General features: G+C 37.4%; 11 protein-coding genes and 4 pseudogenes. 12 read left to right on the plus strand and 3 right to left on the minus strand.

Going from position 1 to position 17798, the window contains the following annotated elements:
* The first annotated feature begins 104 nt into the window (after positions 1–104).
* Complete coding sequence (locus JCM21714_RS06515; protein WP_035722825.1) at positions 105–1295, plus strand: PDZ domain-containing protein; 1191 nt, start codon at positions 105–107, stop codon at positions 1293–1295.
* A 1-nt stretch (position 1296) separates the two neighbouring features.
* Here JCM21714_RS06515 and JCM21714_RS21030 read toward each other — a convergent pair whose 3' ends face one another.
* From JCM21714_RS21030 to JCM21714_RS21040, 3 genes and pseudogenes are all read right to left on the minus strand, one after another.
* Complete coding sequence (locus JCM21714_RS21030; protein WP_235182652.1) at positions 1297–1812, minus strand: DEAD/DEAH box helicase; 516 nt, start codon at positions 1810–1812, stop codon at positions 1297–1299.
* Positions 1813–1917: 105 nt separating this feature from the next.
* Positions 1918–3239 (minus strand): annotated as a pseudogene (locus JCM21714_RS21035) (SNF2-related protein); the annotation flags it as partial.
* Between the two features lie 29 nt (positions 3240–3268).
* Positions 3269–4534, minus strand: a complete 1266-nt coding sequence (locus JCM21714_RS21040; protein WP_235182653.1) for an SNF2 helicase associated domain-containing protein — start codon at positions 4532–4534, stop codon at positions 3269–3271.
* 152 nt (positions 4535–4686) lie between these two features.
* On the opposite strand from JCM21714_RS21040, the gene JCM21714_RS06525 reads away from it, so the two are divergent.
* From JCM21714_RS06525 to JCM21714_RS06575, 11 genes and pseudogenes are all read left to right on the plus strand, one after another.
* The gene (locus JCM21714_RS06525) at positions 4687–6273 is read left to right on the plus strand and encodes a peptide chain release factor 3 (protein ID WP_035722827.1); all 1587 of its coding nucleotides are present in this window, start codon (positions 4687–4689) and stop codon (positions 6271–6273) included.
* Between the two features lie 319 nt (positions 6274–6592).
* Positions 6593–8602, plus strand: a pseudogene (uvrB, locus tag JCM21714_RS06530) (excinuclease ABC subunit UvrB).
* A 5-nt stretch (positions 8603–8607) separates the two neighbouring features.
* Positions 8608–11466, plus strand: a pseudogene (gene uvrA / locus JCM21714_RS06535) (excinuclease ABC subunit UvrA).
* A 189-nt stretch (positions 11467–11655) separates the two neighbouring features.
* Positions 11656–12009, plus strand: a complete 354-nt coding sequence (locus JCM21714_RS06540) for a YojF family protein (RefSeq protein ID WP_035722828.1) — start codon at positions 11656–11658, stop codon at positions 12007–12009.
* Positions 12010–12028: 19 nt separating this feature from the next.
* Complete coding sequence (gene bshB2, locus JCM21714_RS06545) at positions 12029–12685, plus strand: bacillithiol biosynthesis deacetylase BshB2 (RefSeq protein ID WP_035722829.1); 657 nt, start codon at positions 12029–12031, stop codon at positions 12683–12685.
* Between the two features lie 136 nt (positions 12686–12821).
* Positions 12822–13091 carry a phage holin family protein gene (locus JCM21714_RS06550; RefSeq protein ID WP_369403489.1) on the plus strand — a complete coding sequence of 90 codons (270 nt, stop codon included), beginning with the start codon at positions 12822–12824 and terminating at the stop codon, positions 13089–13091.
* Positions 13092–13257: 166 nt separating this feature from the next.
* Positions 13258–14220, plus strand: a complete 963-nt coding sequence (gene hprK, locus JCM21714_RS06555; RefSeq protein WP_035722831.1) for an HPr(Ser) kinase/phosphatase — start codon at positions 13258–13260, stop codon at positions 14218–14220.
* Positions 14221–14251: 31 nt separating this feature from the next.
* Positions 14252–15103 (plus strand): prolipoprotein diacylglyceryl transferase, encoded by an 852-nt coding sequence (gene lgt / locus JCM21714_RS06560; protein ID WP_035722832.1) that lies wholly within the window; start codon positions 14252–14254, stop codon positions 15101–15103.
* Positions 15104–15163: 60 nt separating this feature from the next.
* Entirely contained in the window at positions 15164–15805 is a 642-nt protein-coding gene (gene ppaX, locus JCM21714_RS06565) for a pyrophosphatase PpaX (RefSeq protein WP_035722834.1), read from the plus strand.
* Between the two features lies 1 nt (position 15806).
* Positions 15807–16341, plus strand: a pseudogene (locus JCM21714_RS06570) (acyltransferase).
* Positions 16342–16725: 384 nt separating this feature from the next.
* Positions 16726–17733, plus strand: coding sequence for a tetratricopeptide repeat protein (locus JCM21714_RS06575; protein ID WP_035722836.1), 1008 nt, complete (start codon positions 16726–16728; stop codon positions 17731–17733).
* Positions 17734–17798: the final 65 nt, after the last annotated feature.

Raw genomic sequence — 17798 nt, forward strand, 5'->3', positions numbered from 1 at the left:
AACTAAATGAAAAAATAGGTAGCCAAATTACAGTTTTTTGATCATAATAGAAGTTATATACATATATTTAGAGATATTTTGTTTTTGGAAGGGGGGGCAGACGTATGGATTGGGTGATGGAAATAGTACTAGCATTCCTGCGAGTATTTATGCAACCATTTATTTATTTATTTTTATTATTTATCCTGATCAGCGGGTATCGAAGAGTAAAGAAGGATCGGAAAAACTTTGGAAGCAAAGTATATCCCTATTTTTATGAAACAAAAAACACCTGGTCGATTGCGATTGTATTCGGGATTCTTTTATCTGGCCTATCATTTTTGTCCGGTTTTATGGTGTCAATACCTTTTAGCTTATTGCTAGGGTTTATCATGTTAGTAGTGGCAATAGCGAATCGATTTAGCTGGTTGTCGGCAAGCTATGTACTCCCAATAACTGCTGCCATCCTATACTTTGTTAATGTTTATGGTGAAGGGTATTTGCCGATTAGTTGGATAGTAAATTTAGATATAACAGATTTATTCTATATTCCCTTTTTGGTAGGAATGCTGTTGTTAGCGGAGACATGGTACTTATCAGGAATTCATCATGTTGATTCGTTTCCAGATCTTGTCAAAAGCAGCCGAGGTAAATATTTAGGGCAGCATCGTATTAAAAAGTTAACTATTGTCCCTTTTGTAGCGCTATTACCAGGAGGTTTTATTGAACCATTTGCCAGTTGGTGGCCGTTATTGGAGGTGGGAGGTAGCTCTTTTGGATTAATCGTCATACCATATGTACTTGGATTTGAATATGTGGCGAAATCGATGCTGCCAAAGCATGCTTCGAAGTGGTTAAGTAAGCGCATCGCAGTGCTAGCTATTGTGGTTTTATTATTAGCGGCTGGTGGCTATTTCGTACCAATCTTAACCGTGTTCGCATTAGCTGCAGCTTTTATAGGGAAAGAGATTGTTCAATATAGCTATCGAAACGTGGAACAGAAAAACGTGCCCATTTTTCAACCGGCAGGCAATGGTCTTGTAGTGCTTGGTACACTACCTGATACGCCTGCAGATAAATTGGAATTAATTCCGGGAGAAATAATTGTCAAAGTAAATGGTATAAAAGTAGATAATGAAGAAGAGTTTTACCATGCAGTAAATAATAATCGAGCTTTTTGTAAATTATCGATTAAAGATTTAAGTGGAGAAATTCGTTTTGCGCAAAAAGCTCTATATGAAGGCGAACACCATAAACTAGGAATATTGTTTGTGAAAGAATCTGCTTCCTATACAATATTAAAACAAGAGAGCTAAATTAGCTCTCTTGTTTTTCGTTAAATTGTAATAATTCACGAATTTCATGTTCTGATAATTTAGATAAAAGTGTTTCACCTGGCTGAATGATTTGATCTACTAACTCACGTTTCTTTTGCTGTAATTGATAAATTTTTTCTTCAATTGTACCCTCGGTAATAAAGCGGATAACTTGTACGACTTTCTTTTGGCCAATTCGATGGGCACGTCCAGCAGCTTGTTCTTCCACAGCAGGATTCCACCATAAATCATACAAAATCACCGTGTCTGCACCAGTCAGATTAAGACCTGTTCCACCAGCTTTTAGAGAGATTAAAAAGAAACTACGTTCCCCCCCTTCGTTAAATGAATCAACCATCTTTATCCGTTGCTCAGATGGGGGGGTTGAACCATCTAAATAAAAGACCTCATGCCCTGTTTCCTCTAATGTTTTTCGAATGATTTGCAACATGCTGGAGAATTGAGAAAAGATTAACGTTCGTTTTCCGTTTGCTTCTAACTCCCCTGTTAATTCCATTAATTGATCCAGTTTTCCTGATGCTCCAGTATAGTTTTCTAAAAATAAACTGGGATGACAACAAATCTGTCGTAAGCGAGTGAGACCAGCCAAAATTAGCAGTTTACCACGATCAAATCCTTTTGTTTCAATCGTTTGATCCAGCTCATTTTGAATTCGTTGTAAATAGCCAATATATACTTCTTTTTGCTGTTTGGTTAGCTCGGAGTATTGGACTGATTCAATTTTATCTGGAAGTTCTTCCAGTACATCTTTTTTACGCGACGTAAAATAAATGGTCTTGTGATTTTTGCTATATAGTTAGGATCAAGATTACCGAATGCTTTTTTACTGCCATATAAACCAGGAGATATTGTATAAAATATCGACCATAGTTCATCTAATGCATTTTCGATTGGCGTCCCGCTTAAAGCAAAGAATTGCTTAGCTTGTAAGGAACGTACCGCTTTTGCTGTTAAAGTTAAATGGTTTTTAATCACTTGTGCTTCATCTAAAATAATACAATCAAATAAATGATCTTCGTATAAGTCTTGGTCTTTACGCAAGGTTGGATAAGATGTAATTAAGATATTTGTTTCCTTATGCTGTTCAAGTAGTTCTCTCCGATATTGCTTTGCACCGATGATCACTCCTGACGATAACGTGGGTGAGAATTTTTCTATTTCTTTTTTCCAATTGTATAGAAGCGATGCAGGTGCAATCACAAGCGCCTGGTAGTGTTCTTTTTTGTCATTCGCCTCTGATAGCATATAGCTAATCGATTGCAGGGTTTTCCCTAACCCCCCCATATCATCTGCTAAGATCCCGCCTAAATGGTAATGGGACAATGCCTTCATCCACTGAAATCCTGTTACTTGATAGTCACGCATATCTGCAACTAATTGGGTTGGTAATTCAAATCTTAATTGTTCCGGATGTTTTAATTGCTCTAACATCTGTTGAAAAGAAGCACTGTACCGATAATCTGTTTTATTCAATGCTTCTTCCACCTGAAAACTTCGGGCAGCCGGAATCGAAATTACGCCATTCTCCATTTGTTTTTTCGACAGCTGCAGATTTTGCTGTAAAGCTTGGAAAGAAGAAAAATCATCAGATTCCAAATGAATGAGAGCACCATTGGGAATGCGATAATACCGCTTTTTTTCAATAAGTGCCTGTAAAATATGTGCAACTTCCTCGGAGGAAATGCCATCCAAGTCAAATTCAATATCAAGCATACCTTCCGATGGGCGATAATCGACATTTGATTGTAATGTAATTTGATCAATACCCTCAAGCATTTGTTTCACTTTAGCTGATAAATAAACTTTTGCTACCTGTTCGATTTGATAGACTCCCTCATGAATAAAGGAATAGATCGCATCATCATTAAAAGCAAATAATGCTTGATTCATCTCGATAAATGCTTCATCCCGAAGCAATTGCATTACTTCCTGCTCTTTAACCGTGTCTCGTTTTACGATTTCTTCACCTGTTCCATTATCGGAGAATGGGGGGTAAACATTGTATCACCATAGTGGTATTCTACCTCTGCTTTTAAGGAACCATCTATTTCATCTATAAAAACTTTTATTTGTAATGGATCCGTATTAATCTGTTTTGCCATTCGCTCCGACATTTCCAGGGAGCCGACTTGTTCAAATTGAGGCATCACATTTTTAACGAACACATCCATCTCGCTAGGTGAAATATATTGCTTCTTTTTATTTTGAAAGGGCATAATTCGAAATAATTTTTCGAGAATCTGCTTTTGCTGGTAGTTGATTTTATAAAAATGATTATTATGAATCACGTAACGATAACTATCCAAAAAATAATAATCTGAGAGATCTGTCATTTCCAGTGTATAGCTTTTCTGCTGCTGATAATCTAATTGAAAATGAATTTGATCTGTCATTTCACTGACGGAGATCGACGGATATTCTTTCTGTGATTCCTGCTTAAATATATAATTCATTTCGACTAATTGGTCTAACAATTGGTCAATTAGACTTGGAGGTATATAAATACTGCGCGGTTGTTCCAGCTTTAACACATAGCTATTACCAAACAGGCGCTCCTGCTCATAGCAAGTCAACAGCATTTCGATCATATGCTGGTCTTTTGAAGTGAAGTAATGAACAGACGGATAAAACGTGAAACTTTGGTTTATTTTAAAAGATTCCCCACTATTTAGTGCTTTTAAAAACCCGCGAATATCTCTAATGACGTATGGTCGTTTATCACCCATTTTCACTTCGATCGTAAGCGCATATTGCGTGTTTTTACTTGCTTTTGTTAAGGTTAGCATATATTCCGTTTCCACAACCTGAGGAGATTCAGTGTGTTGCGATTTATCACGGAATGTATATAATAACTGTTTGGCAAAAAGGTCGGTATCTTGCACAGAAACTTGTTGTGCATTACGATCGACAGCAAACCGTTTGCGATTAGATTGAGCATCCTGAGTTATGGCTAGCAGAACTGCTGCAACATGCTTACACGTATCATGGGTAGCAAATGCCGGACAGTTGCATGTTGTATCAATCATCATCTCGTTTGTAAAGTAGATGCGGACTGTATATATCTTTGTTCCTTTAACTAGTCCTCGCCAAGAATGATTTTCCGGGTTATAAGAAAGACCGTAAACTTTTCCATTCTTATAATAGCTATAACCTCGTTTATAAAAACGATCACCAGTTAATTGGCGAATCGATTCTTCTGTCATTTGTATATGCTGCAAATTGATCCCATCCTTATTCAAAGAATCCATCATTATATTATATCAGATTTCAGATTTGATGCCATCCTGTAGTTTTTTTATTTTCAGTCTGATTGTTTAGTGGTAAAATAGGATACGTTAACAGGTACGTAGATTAGAAAGTAGGTTATAGAATGGGATTACAGGATGAAGTGAAAAAAAGAAAAACTTTTGCTATTATATCACACCCTGATGCAGGGAAAACAACCATGACGGAAAAATTATTGTTATTTGGTAATTTAATTCGTACTGCTGGTACTGTAAAGGCTAAAAAAACCGGGAAATATGCGACATCGGATTGGATGGAAATTGAAAAACAGCGTGGAATTTCCGTTACTTCCAGTGTGATGAATTTTGAATATAAGGGACATAAAGTAAATATTCTTGATACACCAGGGCATGAGGATTTCAGTGAGGATACTTATCGAACATTAACAGCAGTTGACAGTGTGGTCATGATTATTGATGCAACAAAAGGGATTGAAGCGCAAACGATTAAATTGTTTAAAGTTTGTAAAATGCGCGGAATACCAATTTTTACTTTCATTAATAAATTGGACCGGGAGGGTCGCGAACCGCTAGAATTACTTGATCAAATTGAAGACGTCTTAAATATTGAAACCTATCCAATGAACTGGCCTGTTGGAATGGGGAAACGCTTCTTAGGAATTTTGGATCGGTATAATGATCAGTTCATTAAGTATAATGGTAATGAAGATGAGACCTATATTCCGATGTCTGACATGTCAGAGGATGAATTAACGGAGCATCCCACTTATCAGGAAACGGTGGATGAATTAGCATTACTGAATGAAGCAGGTGATCAATTTTCACTTGATCGTGTATTAGAAGGAGAGCAAACACCTGTATTTTTTGGGAGTGCCCTTGCCCCCCCTTTTGGTGTCCAAACATTCTTTGATACGTTTATCTCGATGGCTCCTGCACCAGGTCCGCGTCGAACAACGCAGGAAGTAATCAGTCCGGTTTATCCTGATTTTTCAGGATTTATTTTTAAGATTCAGGCGAATATGAATCCTCAACACCGTGATCGTATTGCCTTTCTAAGAGTTTGTTCCGGTAAATTTGAACGTGGGATGAATGTGAATGTAGCCAGAACGGGAAAATCGATTCGATTAGGACAGACCCAGCAATTTGTTGCTTCATCGCGTGATACGGTAGAAGAAGCATATGCAGGGGGGGATATTATTGGTATATATGATCCGGGTATCTATCGAATTGGGGGGGATACACTGGTTGAAAGCAAACAAACGTTTGAATTTGATGAATTGCCGCAATTTCCGCCGGAGATGTTCCAACGCGTAACTGCTAAGAACGTAATGAAGGCAAAGCAATTTAGAAAAGGGATTGAGCAGTTAGTCCAGGAAGGTGCGATTCAGTTATTTAGAGGCTATCCATATGATTCGATGATCATTGGAGCAGTAGGACAATTGCAGTATGAGGTCTTTCAGCATCGTATGAAGCATGAATATAATGTGGAAGTCTTACTTGAATCAATTGGCGAGCGGATTCCACGTTGGCTTAAAAAGGAACAAGTGGATGCGAAATTATTCGATGAGAGAAATTTATTAGTAAAAGATCGAGAAGGAGAATTTCTCGTTTTATTTAAAAATGATTTTGCGTTAAGATGGTTCATCGATAAACATCCAAAAATAGATTTGATCGATTTATACGAAGTAAATCAATACGATCAAACGACATAAAGATTGGGATATAGGTTAGTTGAAAAAATCCGAAAGAGTATGCGAATTCACCGATGAATTTGTTCTCGTTCGGATTTTTTAATTTTATCATATGCACAATAACTCTTGTGGCCATTGTAAATGTTTATAACTGTTAATCATCCGCTTCGGCTGCCCACTTTAGTGGATCTATTACATTCTATTATTTTTATCATCTGCATCATATCTTTTCACCATCCCCCCCGTTACATTGGTTATAATGAAAAAAGAACCTAAAATTATAAAAACGAATATTTGTTCGCTTTTTTAAAAAATATAGTGTATACTGTTTTTAGCAAAAATGATCGGAGGAATAACTTTGGAACATCAAACCTTTTCCTTGCATTCCCCCCCTTTCCAACCACAAGGGGGATCAACCAGGTGCGATAAAAGAGTTAGTGGCAGGTCTTAAACAAAATAAACACCATCAAACATTGTTGGGTGCGACTGGTACGGGGAAAACCTTTACGATTTCTAATGTGGTGACAGAAATCAATAAACCTACGTTAGTGATCGCCCACAACAAAAACGTTGGCAGGTCAACTTTATAGTGAATTTAAAGAATTTTTCCCGAATAATGCAGTCGAATATTTTGTCAGTTATTATGATTATTATCAACCGGAAGCATATGTACCATCTACAGATACTTTTATCGAAAAGGATGCAAGTATTAACGATGAAATTGATAAACTTCGTCACTCTGCAACATCCTCATTATTTGAACGGAATGATGTTTTAATTGTAGCGAGTGTTTCGTGTATTTATGGTTTAGGGTCACCGGAAGAATATCGCAATCAAGTATTATCTTTAAGAGTAGGCATGGAAAAAGATCGTGATCAACTTTTAAGAGGGCTTGTCGACATTCAATATGCCCGGAATGACATTGATTTTAAGCGTGGTACATTTCGCGTACGTGGTGACTCCGTAGAAATTATCCCCCCCGCCTCTCGTGAAGAACATTGTATAAGGGTGGAATTCTTTGGAGATGAGATTGAACGTATCCGGGAAGTAGATGCCTTAACAGGAGAAATTTTAGGGGATCGTGAACATATCGCGATTTTTCCGGCTTCACACTTTGTCACTGGTGAAGACAAATTAAAAAAGCAATGGTAAATATTCAAACAGAACTGAACGAGCAATTAGCAAAATTCCGTGAAGAAGATAAATTGCTGGAAGCTCAGCGATTGGAACAACGAACGAATTATGATTTGGAAATGATGGAGGAAATGGGCTTTTGTTCAGGCATTGAAAATTATTCACGTCATTTAACGTTACGTGAACCTGGATCAACGCCATATACATTAATAGATTATTTTCCTGATGATTCTTTAATCGTTATTGATGAATCCCATGTTACCTTACCGCAAATTCGTGGTATGTTTAATGGAGACCAAGCGCGTAAACAGGTATTGGTCGATCACGGCTTTCGTCTCCCATCCGCTCTCGATAATCGTCCGTTAACGTTTGATGAGTTTGAAAAAAAGGCGAACCAGTTAATCTATGTATCAGCGACACCTGGTGCATATGAATTAGAGCATACGCCATATATGACGGAACAAATAATTCGACCTACAGGTTTACTGGACCCTGAGATAGAGGTAAGACCAATTGATGGTCAGGTAGATGACTTAATTGGAGAAATAAATAAACGGGTGGAGACTAACGAAAGAATACTTGTAACCACGTTAACAAAAAAAATGTCGGAAGATCTAACAGATATTTAAAAGAAGTTGGTCTAAAAGTTGCTTATTTACACTCCGAAATAAAAACGTTAGAACGAATTGAAATTATTCGCGACTTACGTATCGGGAAATATGATGTGCTTGTTGGTATTAACCTTTTGAGAGAGGGTCTGGATATCCCGGAAGTATCACTTGTCACGATATTGGATGCCGATAAAGAAGGATTCTTACGTTCTGAGCGTGCTTTAATACAAACCATGGGACGCGCTGCCCGTAATGAAAAAGGTAAAGTTATCATGTATGCTGATAGAATGACCGATTCGATGGAAAAAGCAATTGATGAAACGTATCGGCGTCGTGAAATTCAACAAGCCTATAATGAAAAGCATGGTATTACACCTCAATCGATTAAGAAGGAAGTTCGTGATGTGATTCGTGCAACGGTAGCGGCAGAGGATGAAGAACAATATCAAAGCAAAGCAAAAAAAGTAAAAGACATGTCGAAACAGGAAAGAGAAAAGTTGATCGAGAAATTGGAGAAAGAAATGAAACAAGCGGCTCGAGAACTCGATTTCGAACAGGCAGCAGAATTGCGTGATGCTGTTTTAGAATTGAAAGCAGAAAGGTGAATGTTATGGCTAGAAAGACTATTTCGATACAAGGCGCACGGGCACATAATTTGAAAAATATTTCGATCGAAATTCCTAAAGACAAATTGGTAGTGATGACTGGCTTATCAGGGTCTGGTAAGTCTTCATTAGCTTTTGATACGATATACGCAGAAGGACAGCGTCGATATGTAGAGTCACTGTCCGCATATGCGCGTCAGTTTTTAGGACAAATGGATAAACCAGATGTGGACTCTATAGAAGGTTTATCCCCCTGCCATTTCAATTGATCAGAAAACAACGAGTCGTAATCCACGTTCAACAGTAGGGACTGTAACCGAGATTTATGACTATATGCGGTTACTTTTTGCCAGAATTGGACATCCGATTTGTCCGATTCATGGGGAAGAAATTACTTCGCAAACAGTGGAACAAATGGTTGATCGAATCATGGCTTATCCAGAACGAACTAAATTACAAATATTAGCACCGGTCGTTTCTGGCAGAAAGGGTACACAGGCTAAGGTATTAGAGGATCTTCAGAAAGAAGGATATATCCGTCTGCGGGTCGATGGCGAAATACGTGAAATCAATGATGATATTCAGTTAGATAAAAATAAAAAACACTCCATAGAAGTAGTAATTGACCGAATTGTTGTAAAAGATGGCATATCAGGCCGTTTGTCCGATTCGTTAGAAACAGCCTTAAAACTAGGTGACGGGAAAGTAATGGTTGATATCATCGACAAAGAAGAATTACTTTTTAGTGAACATCATGCATGCCCTATTTGTGGCTTTTCTATTGATGAATTAGAACCTCGTTTGTTCTCTTTCAATAGCCCATGGGGGGGTGCTTGTAAAACATGTGATGGACTTGGTTCACAATTAGAAGTTGACGTTGATTTAGTAATTCCAAATAAAGATTTAAGTTTAAATCAGGCGCCATTGTCCCATGGGAACCGATCAGTTCTCAGTATTATCCGCAAATGCTAAAAAGCGTTTGTGAACATTATAATATTGATATGGATATTCCAGTCAGGAATTTGGCTAAGAAAGAACTGGATAAGCTTTTATTTGGCAGTGGCAAGGAAAAAATTCATTTTCGTTATGAAAATGATTATGGAATGATAAGGGACACAGATATTTTCTTTGAAGGAGTTCTCCATAACATTGCTCGTCGTTACCGAGAAACATCCTCTGATTTTATCCGTGAACAGATGGAAAAATATATGTTAAATAAAGATTGTCCTGCCTGTAATGGATATCGTTTAAATGAAGAAGCTTTATCTGTAAAAGTGAATGATTTGCATATTGGTCAGGTAACCGCAATGTCTGTAACAGAAGCGAATAACTTTTTTGTCAATTTAGCTTTAACAGAAAAAGAAAAACAGATCGCAGCGATGATTGTAAGGGAGTTAGACGATCGCTTAATGTTTTTGAATAATGTTGGGTTAGATTATTTAACGTTATCACGTGGTGCGGGATCTTTATCTGGTGGAGAAGCTCAGCGTATCAGGTTAGCGACCCAAATCGGTTCAGCTCTAACAGGTGTGTTGTATGTATTAGATGAACCATCAATAGGTCTTCATCAACGTGATAATGACCGACTGATTCAAACATTACAAAGAATGCGTGATTTAGGGAACACCCTGATTGTTGTTGAGCATGATGAGGATACAATGCTAGCGGCTGATTATTTAATCGATATTGGTCCTGGAGCAGGAGAGCATGGTGGTGAAATTGTAGCCCAGGGTACTCCGGCTCAAGTAATGAAAAAGAAAAAATCGCTAACAGGTCAGTACCTGTCCGGTGAAAAATTTATTCCAGTACCAGCAACTCGCCATCAACCGGATGGCCGTTATATTGAGATTATTGGTGCAGATGAAAACAACTTAAAGAATGTAGATGTGAAAATTCCAATTGGTATTTACACAGCGATAACAGGTGTATCTGGATCAGGTAAAAGCAGTCTAATTAACGGAATTTTGCACAAGAGCCTTGCAGCTAAACTCCATCGCGCGAAACAAAGGCCAGGAAAGCACAAAGAGATTAAGGGGATCGAACATTTAGAAAAAGTTATTGATATCGATCAATCGCCAATCGGCAGAACACCCAGGTCCAATCCTGCGACATATACAGGAGTTTTCGATGATATTCGTGATGTATTTGCTCAGACCAATGAAGCAAAAGTGCGTGGATATAAGAAAGGACGCTTCAGTTTTAATGTGAAAGGTGGTCGTTGTGAAGCATGTCGAGGTGATGGAATTATTAAGATTGAAATGCACTTTTTACCAGATGTGTATGTCCCTTGTGAGGTCTGTGATGGCAAACGTTATAATCGTGAAACACTGGATGTGAAATATAAAGGCAAGAATATTGCGGATGTATTAAATTTGACGATTGAAGAAGCCTTATCCTTTTTTGAAAACATTCCGAAAATCAAACGGAAACTAGCAACGATTATGGATGTAGGTTTAGGTTATGTACGACTTGGTCAGCCTGCTACAACTCTATCTGGTGGAGAAGCGCAACGTGTAAAATTAGCAAGTGAGTTACATCGCCGATCTGATGGAAAATCACTTTACATTCTGGATGAGCCAACCACAGGCTTGCATATCGATGATATATCCCGATTATTAGCTGTCATTCAGCGTCTCGTCGACAATGGTGATACGGTACTTGTGATCGAACACAATTTAGATGTAATCAAAGCGTCTGATTATATTATTGATCTTGGTCCTGAAGGTGGTGATGGTGGCGGTATGGTCGTTGCTACCGGGACACCAGAAGAGGTAGCAGAAGTAAAAGAATCTCATACAGGAAGATATCTCAAACCAATCTTAGAACGTGATATAAAACGAATGGAAGCAAAAATAGGCAACTAAGTGAGATGACTGTCCAATACCGGGCAGTCATTTTTTGATGAAAAGGTCGAAAGTCTGCATACGGAGAGCTAAATACCAATTGAATCTATAAAAAAGTATTTTCAATACCGTTGCGTAAACTTTCATGCAGGCACGCCGTTTCATACTATGCTAAAATAATAAGGAATGTAGAAAGAGGAGGCCACACTTATGGAAGCAATTGAAATCAATCAACTCCAAAGAATTATTGATCAACATGCCAATAAAGATGTTTACGTACATTTGGAGACAACAAATGGCGCATATGCTAGTCATTTTAATCAAGATGCCTACAATGTCGGCGCGTTTATCCGAAATGCTAAGGTGAATTATCAGCGTGGTAAAATAGTTGGTGCTGGTGCGACGTATCGCGTTGGACTTAAATTAGATATTGGCTGGATTTACGCAGAAGGTGTGAATCAATTTGAAGTGGACGATAAAAATAGATTATTGATGGCTGGTCATGACCGCGAAGGACGTTTAATGGTAGCCTTACAAATAAGCGAAACACCATTTAATTATTAAGAAAAAAGGAGGAATAATTGTGACTGAACATGTAGTAGTAATCTATCCTCATCCAGATGATGAAGCATTTGGTGCAGCGGGTACGATCTCTGGATTTAGAGAAAAGGGTATCCCTGTTACATATCTGTGTGGAACGTTAGGCGAAATGGGTCGGAATATGGGAAACCCAACATTTGCGAATAGAGAAACGTTACCAGAAATCAGAAAAGAAGAGCTTATCAAAGCATGTCATGTAATGGATATTCAATTAGAAATGCTTGGTTATCGAGATAAAACATTAGAATTTGAATCAACAGAAGAGGTTGCGGACCATTTATTTACGTATCTAAATCGGATTCAACCATCATTGGTGATTACCCATTACCCCGGACATGCCGTCCATCCAGACCATGATGCGTTTGGCGCTGCAGCAATTAAAGCTGTAGAAAAATTCCCAGCAGAGAATCGTCCAACCGTGTGGGCTCAAGCCATCAGCAGAACTCATACAGAGGAGTTAGGAGAACCGGATATTAACAATGATGTAGGAGCTGTTTTTCATAAGAAGTTCGAAACGATAATGGCACATAAATCACAGGCAGATGGCATGCTTGCTAAAATAAGCCAGGAATCAGTAGATGTAAAAGAAGCAGCTAAACAGTGGTTAGGAATGGAGTCATTTTATACGTGGAAATATTAGTGCATCATGATTTTTTTATGTAGCAGCAGCCTTGATCATCCCCCCCAAAAAGGAGTTGAATAAAAATGCGGTGGATATTATCACTTATATTTAATGCACTCGCTTTAATGTTAATTGATTATTTTTTGATGGATTTATGATTGACGGATTTGCTGTAGCACTTATTGCAAGTGTGATTCTTGCTGTATTGAATGCTATTGTGAAACCTATATTAGTTGTGCTTACATTGCCCATTACTGTCTTAACGTTAGGATTATTTTTATTCGTTATCAATGGTATCACATTGTGGTTTACACAAGCTTTATTAGGAGATAATTTTGTGATCGAAGGCTTCGGCATAGCGATTATCACTGCGGTACTTTTCTCTCTAATGAATCTGGTTATCAACAAAATAATTAAAGACTAAACCGTTATGTACCCACATAGCGGTTTTTTAGTAAATATATTTTTGTGAGATTAAGCAGAAATACACCGTATATTTTTTGGATAAATCTGTACTATCCATATTAAAAAGTGCTACAATAGTAACGACATGAATATAAAAAGAAGTGATGCGAATAGGGGGCTTAGTGATGGCAAAAGTGCGCACGCAAGATTTAATGAATCGCTTTAAAATTGAACTAATAGCTGGTGCTGAAGGTGTGCACCGTGAGATATTTATGAGTGAAGTATCACGTCCAGGGATTGAATTAACAGGTTATTTTAAATACTATCCGAAAGATCGTTTACAGTTATTAGGGAAGACGGAATTATCTTATTTTTCCGAACTAACACAAGAAGAAAAAAAAGATCGCTCGGATCAGCTCTGTACAGACATTACTCCAGGGATTGTCGTTACGCGTGATATGGAAGTGCCAGAAGAACTTGTCGAAGCCTGTGAAAGATCTGGTGTACCATTAATGCGATCGCCCTATAAAACAACACGTGTGATTAGCAGAATCACTAATTTTCTTGAAGCTAAATTTGCCCCATTTACAGCAGTGCATGGAGTGTTGGTAGATGTTTATGGTATTGGTGTTCTGATAACAGGTCAAAGTGGTGTTGGTAAAAGTGAGACAGCCTTAGAGCTAGTTAAAAGAGGTCATAGACTTGTTGCAGATGATAGTGTCGAGATCCGTCAAGAGGATTACGACCGCTTAATTGGCTCCTCACCACCATTGATTGAACACCTCTTGGAAATTAGAGGGTTAGGGATTATTAATGTGATGACACTATTCGGTGCAGGTTCTGTACGTTCCCACAAACGGATATCGCTTGTGATCAATCTGGAAACCTGGGATCAAAAAAAGCAGTATGATCGTCTCGGATTAGAAGAAGAAACAATGAAAATTATCGATGTTAACATACAAAAGGCGACATTACCTGTACGACCTGGTCGTAACTTAGCTGTCATTATCGAAGTGGCTGCAATGAACTTCCGTTTAAAACGAATGGGTGTGAATGCGGCAGAGGAATTTTCACAGCGACTATCAAAAATGATCCAAAGTGGAGAGCAAGAAGAAACTGATTTTGAAACAGATCTTGATATAGATTAATAGAAGATGTGGAAGATCGGAGGAATAAAATATGGCATGTGATGCTCCAGCTCTTGATCCAATATTCTTGCAGCTTGGTCCATTATCGATTTATTGGTATGGTGTGATAATTGCATCCGGCGCTTTTCTTGCGTTATGGATTGCGACAATGGAAGCAGATCGGTTAGGTGTTAAAAAAGATTATATCGTTGACTTAGTAGTGTTTGCTATACCAATCGCTATTTTATCAGCACGTATTTATTACGTTATTTTTGAATGGGATCGTTATGTTGGCGAGCCATGGTGGAAAGTCTTTGCCGTCTGGGAAGGTGGGATAGCGATCCATGGGGGGGCATTAATTGGCTCTGTCATTACTGCAATTGTGTTTACTAGAGTGAAAAAATTATCCTTTTGGCAAATTGCTGATATAGTTGCTCCTAGTCTTATTTTAGGACAAGCAATCGGTCGCTGGGGGGGTAATTTTATGAATCAGGAAGCACATGGCGGCCCCATTAGTGAAGCTACTTATCAAAGTTTTTATCAATACTTACCTGACTTTATTATGAATCAGATGTGTATTGAAGGGACCATGTATCATCCAACATTTTTATATGAATCAGTTTGGAATATTGCTGGATTTATATTATTATTAATATTACGTAAATATCCACTTCGACGTGGTGACATGTTCTTAACATATGTAATCTGGTATTCTTTTGGTCGTTACTTTATCGAAGGAATGAGAACCGATAGCCTATATATTGTTGGAGAATTACGAACGGCACAATTTATTTCGATTATACTTATAATTGGTGCAGTTATTATGATGATATATCGACGCAAAAAAGGTCTGGCTGATCATACGTATCAAGGTAAAAAAATAACACAAAATAAGAAAAAATAAGATATCAGAGCTTTTGCTTCATGGCAAAAGCTTGTTTCTTGTGAATTTGGAGGTTGTGAAATGAAAATAGAAACTATATTATTTGATTTAGACGGAACATTAATCGATACGAATGAGTTAATTATCGCTTCGTTTACACATACGGTTGAAAAATATGGTGATCGTCCATATACAAGAGAAGAAATAATGGATTTTATTGGTCCACCATTAACCGATAGTTTAAAAAAGGTTAATGTGGACAATGTAGAAGAAATGATTGCAACGTACCGCAAGCATAATTATGAAAATCATGAAAAATATGTGACAGCATTCCCGACAGTGGTGGAGACCATTAAAACGTTAAAGGACAAAGGATTTCAATTAGGAATTGTTACGACAAAATTGACGGACACGGCTAAGTTAGGTTTAAAAATAACGGGAATGGATCAATTGTTTGATGTACTTATCGGTTTAGATGATGTCGAACACGCGAAGCCTCATCCAGAACCAATATTAAAAGCAATTGAGCTACTGAAAGCTAATCCGATGACAACTATAATGGTTGGAGACAATTATCATGATATCGAAGCTGGCCATAATGCAGGTGTACAAACTGCAGGTGTTGCTTGGACCATTAAGGGAAGAAAAACCTTAGAAGCACATGACCCGAATTATATGCTTGAAAAAATGAGTGATTTATTAGAAATTGTTGGAGTGAAATAACATGCGAAAAACCGATCGTTATCGAGTTCAAGATGCGAACAGTTTATGGCATATATATAAGACCGTGCCTTTTTGGAAAGTGGTTAAAAATTTTATGATCATACAGTTAGCAAGGTATACTCCATTCTTAAAACTAAAAAACTGGATGTATCGGTCCTTCTTACGAATGGAAGTGGGACAACATACGGCATTTGCCTTGATGGTGATGGTAGACATCATGTTTCCAGAGAAAATTCATATTGGTAAAAATACGGTAATAGGCTATAATTCCACGATTTTGGCTCACGAATATTTAATAAAGGAGTATCGCATAGGGGGATGTTATCATTGGAGATGAAGTGATGATCGGCACTAATAGTACTATTTTACCTGGAGTAACTATCGGAAATAAAGCGGTGGTCGCTGCAGGCACTGTCGTCCATAAAGATGTAGCACCTGGCACTTTCGTTGCTGGAAATCCGATGAGAATAATTTTTACAAATGAAGAAATGATCGAACGTAATCAAAAGGATATGTTTTTATCAAAAGGAAAATAGCAAACTTAGCAATAAATTGCAGGAAATTTTGTTAAGTATTAGCAGATTCCAAATATTTTACTTTTCGCAGGCCAAATTTAAGACTCCTGAGAAGTCAAAATCACTTCTTATGGAGTCTTATTCTTAAGCTTTTTACTCTGATTTATAAGCAGTTATTTTAAAAGGATCTAAAATTAACAAACAAATATCTTTTTGTTATTCCTATTGAACAACGCTTTAAAGGTGTTCATACTATATTTTAAATCGATACCATAATCATGTGATGAATTAGGTCTTACATTGTGATAAAAGTGTGTTATAATGCTAAAGTCGCCGTATTTTAAAAAAAATAAAAATGTAAAATATATGTAAGTGAAAAAGAATGGGAGGGGGGGAATTATTGACGTGCAAAATTTAAATCAAATAGAAGGAAATATCATACCTTTCATTCCTGAAGGGGGGGATTTTTATTTTAAAAAAGGTGTTGAAGCCTATCAGAAACAAAAATTTGACCTCTCCTTGAAGTGGTTGCAAAAGGCATTATCGGAAAAACCGGAAAATCCATTATATCAGTGCCAAACTTCGATTGTATACACCGAAATAGGTTCCTATCATATAGCAAATCAAATGTTAACAAAAGTTCTGTCCAAATATGGAGATGAATATATAGATTGCTATTATTTAATTGCAAATAACTATGCTCATTTAGGCTTGCTTCAGGATGCAACCAAATATGCACAACTATATCTGGAAAAAGGAGATAACGGTGAATTTCATCAAGAAGCAGAAGAACTTCTGGAACTTTTGGATTTTAGTGATGAAGAAGACGATGAGGACTGGATATTTGAAGAAGAGGATGATCTTCTAGTTTATCAGGAAACGGCTTTTTATCATTTAGAGCGGGAAGAATGGGTAGAAGCAATTGCGGTCTTAGAGGAGATGATCGCTTTATATCCTGAATTCTCACAGGCACGTCATGAATATCATTATGCCACGTTTTTTATTGGGGGGGAAAGAGAAGAAGCGATTGCTAATGAAGAAAAGTACTTAAAAGAGCATCCGGATGCATTATTCAGTTTTACGAATCTAGCCATTTTTTATACACTTAAGGGTAATAAGGAAGTTAGCAAATATTATACAGATATGCTTGTTAATATTTATCCCATACACGAGCAACAAAAATTGCGAATTGCGGTTACTTTTGCCCAAATTGGCTTATATGAAAAAGCAATGGATCGTTTTAAAATGTTGCGTAAATCAAAACTGAAAGGCCATCCTTCCTATTACAGATGGTATAGTACATGCCAATATTATTTAGGAATGGAAGAGTCAGCCTTTCGACTATGGAATGAAGGCTGTAAACAGCATAGTATATTGTCGGTTCAATCACCACCCTGGGCACAAAGTAAATGAGCAGAATAGTAGATCTTTTTTACTGTACGTATGATAATGAATTTAAAATATAGAGAAAGGATGAA

The sequence above is a fragment of the Gracilibacillus boraciitolerans JCM 21714 genome (assembly GCF_000521485.1).
Lineage (GTDB): Bacteria > Bacillota > Bacilli > Bacillales > Amphibacillaceae > Gracilibacillus > Gracilibacillus boraciitolerans.

What these genes read in the sequence shown, in the direction of transcription:
- JCM21714_RS06515 (WP_035722825.1), top strand. Translation starts at nt 105, where the DNA reads ATGGATTGGGTGATGGAAATAGTACTAGCATTCCTGCGAGTATTTATG.
- JCM21714_RS21030 (WP_235182652.1), bottom strand. Translation starts at nt 1,812, where the DNA reads ATGGAATTAACAGGGGAGTTAGAAGCAAACGGAAAACGAACGTTAATC.
- JCM21714_RS06525 (WP_035722827.1), top strand. Translation starts at nt 4,687, where the DNA reads ATGGGATTACAGGATGAAGTGAAAAAAAGAAAAACTTTTGCTATTATA.
- JCM21714_RS06540 (WP_035722828.1), top strand. Translation starts at nt 11,656, where the DNA reads ATGGAAGCAATTGAAATCAATCAACTCCAAAGAATTATTGATCAACAT.
- JCM21714_RS06550 (WP_369403489.1), top strand. Translation starts at nt 12,822, where the DNA reads ATGATTGACGGATTTGCTGTAGCACTTATTGCAAGTGTGATTCTTGCT.
- hprK (WP_035722831.1), top strand. Translation starts at nt 13,258, where the DNA reads ATGGCAAAAGTGCGCACGCAAGATTTAATGAATCGCTTTAAAATTGAA.
- lgt (WP_035722832.1), top strand. Translation starts at nt 14,252, where the DNA reads ATGGCATGTGATGCTCCAGCTCTTGATCCAATATTCTTGCAGCTTGGT.
- ppaX (WP_035722834.1), top strand. Translation starts at nt 15,164, where the DNA reads ATGAAAATAGAAACTATATTATTTGATTTAGACGGAACATTAATCGAT.